The 2,240-nt window shown below is 54.4% G+C and carries 1 protein-coding gene; it reads left to right on the top strand.

Annotated elements, in window-relative coordinates:
- Positions 1-189 precede the first annotated feature (189 nt).
- Positions 190-2,240: hypothetical protein (locus J2X69_RS24680; protein WP_310109523.1), on the top strand; the 2,051-nt coding region annotated here is incomplete at its 3' end.

Raw genomic sequence — 2,240 nt, 5'->3', positions numbered from 1 at the left:
GGAACGACGGCGGTAACGGTAACGGTGGTTCCTGTAACGGATGACTCGGACTGTACGGTGGCGAATGCGCAGAGCAACGGGACGTACTTCCTGTGTCTGCTGTGCTCGGTTGAGAACCCGGGCAATGCTGTGGACGGCAACGTGGATACCTATTCAAGGTTCATTGCCCCTGCGGCGGTTACCGGCGGGGTGTGGCAGGAACTGATTTTTGGCCAGACGGGCTCGGCGGGCGACACGTTGGTGATCACTTTGGGAACAGGCGGATCACTGCTTGACCTGGGAGTGTTGAGCGGTCTTTCGTTTGAATCCTACAACGGCGGTTCCGCAAACGGAGACGGGGGAGTTGTGGACAACAACCTGGTAAGTCTCAGATTGCTCGGGGCAGACAGCAAAGGAGAGGTACGGTTTGTGGCCGGCGGATCCTTTGACCGAGTGAGAATAGAATACCGTCCGTTGCTGGGAGTACTGGAAAGCGGCTGGAGAATCTATCAGGCTGAGATCAACTATCCTGCGCCTACGGCGATTACGGATGATGTTGAAGTGTGCCAGGGAGACGTGGCAGATCTTGAGGCAACCCCTTCGGCGGGCACAAGCCTGAGATGGTACGATGCCCCTGCGGGAGGCACGCTGCTTGCAAGCGGCAACAGCTACACGACCCCTGCACTTAACGTACCGGGAACGGTGACTTATTATATAGCCGTACTGAGAGACGGTTGCGAGGATCCCGTGAGAATCCCTGTTGACGTGACGGTGAATCCGGGGGCGACTGCGGCTGATATCCAGGCAGACGGCGGGACAATCTGTGAGGGAGAGACATTTGAACTGAGCGCGTCAAGCGGCACGGTTACCAACCCTGTGTTCAGATTCTTCGCGGACGAAGAGCTGACGGAGGAGATTTTTGATCTTGTGGTGAGCCCTGTTTCCACGACGGTGTATTACGTGACTGTCAGCGGCGACAACGTATGCGAGAACGCTGCGGGTGATGCTGCGGAAGTACTGGTGACTGTAACTCCGAGAGCAACGGCTGCCGATATAGCTACAACAGATGTGAGCATCTGTGAAGGGGAGAGCACGGTACTTGCGGCCACGGCTGCGGGCATTACAAACCCTGTGTTCAGATTCTACAGCGATGCGGCATTGAGCAACGAGATCACCGATCTTAATGTGAGCCCGATGGTGACTACCACATATTATGTGACCGTAACAGGTGACGGGGTATGCGTGAATGCTGCCGGAGACGAGGCAACGATCACGGTGACGGTGGGTCAAAACGCGGGTGATGCCGATATCAACATCAACGAAACGGTGACCCAGTGTGAAGGTGAGGACGTGGTTCTTACGCCTACCACCACCATCACCAATCCGGTATTTACCTGGTACTCCGATGCAGCCAAGACTTCACCGATAGTTGAAGGAACGGTGTCCGGAGTGACCTATACTATAGGAGCCGACGGTTCATTGACTGTCAGCGGCCTTGCCGCGGGTTCCACGACTGAATATTTTGTAACGGTAAGCGGAGACGGATTCTGTGAGAATGAAACAGGCAAATCTGTCAGCGTATCTGTTACCAACAGCCTTGATGCGCCTGAGTTTGTGGCGGATGAAATTGAGCTGTGCGGAACAGGCACCGATGTAACCTTTGAGATCTCGAATGCTGTCGGCGGACTGACCTACACGGTTTATGACGCGGCAACAGGCGGAAACATAGTGACGGACGGCATCCAGATAACAGGCAACCAGATTGTCCTTGCATCTGTGGATTCTGACGTGGAATACTTTGTAGGCGTGATGGGCGGTACAGGCTGTGAGAGTGCAACCCGTACGCGTATCGCGGTGACGGTATTGCCTCCTGCAACTGCAGCCGATATCACGACTGTGGATGTTGAGATCTGCGAAGGTGAGAGCACTGTGCTTGCTGCAGGCAGCGCTACGGTAAACAATCCAGTGTTCAGATTCTATGAAGATGAAGATCTGACAATGGAACTGGCCAACCTGACTGTAACACCAACTACAACGACTACCTATTATGTGACAGTAAGCGGAGACGGCGTTTGTGAGAATGCCGCAGGCGATGCCGCTACGATCACGGTGACCGTGAACGAACTTCCGGCGGTACCGTCTACAAGTTCAGATGTAACTATTTCTGAAGGCTTCGGTACGGTGTTGACGGCTACTGTCGATCCAATGCCTGCGGGTGTTGAGATTGTATGGTACAATGAAGGCATGGTTGAAGTCGGAAC

The organism is Algoriphagus sp. 4150 (assembly GCF_031457395.1).
Classification (GTDB): Bacteria; Bacteroidota; Bacteroidia; order Cytophagales; family Cyclobacteriaceae; genus Algoriphagus.
The sequence above is the reverse complement of the archived record's forward strand: the minus strand, read 5'-3'. Positions and strand labels throughout refer to the sequence as shown.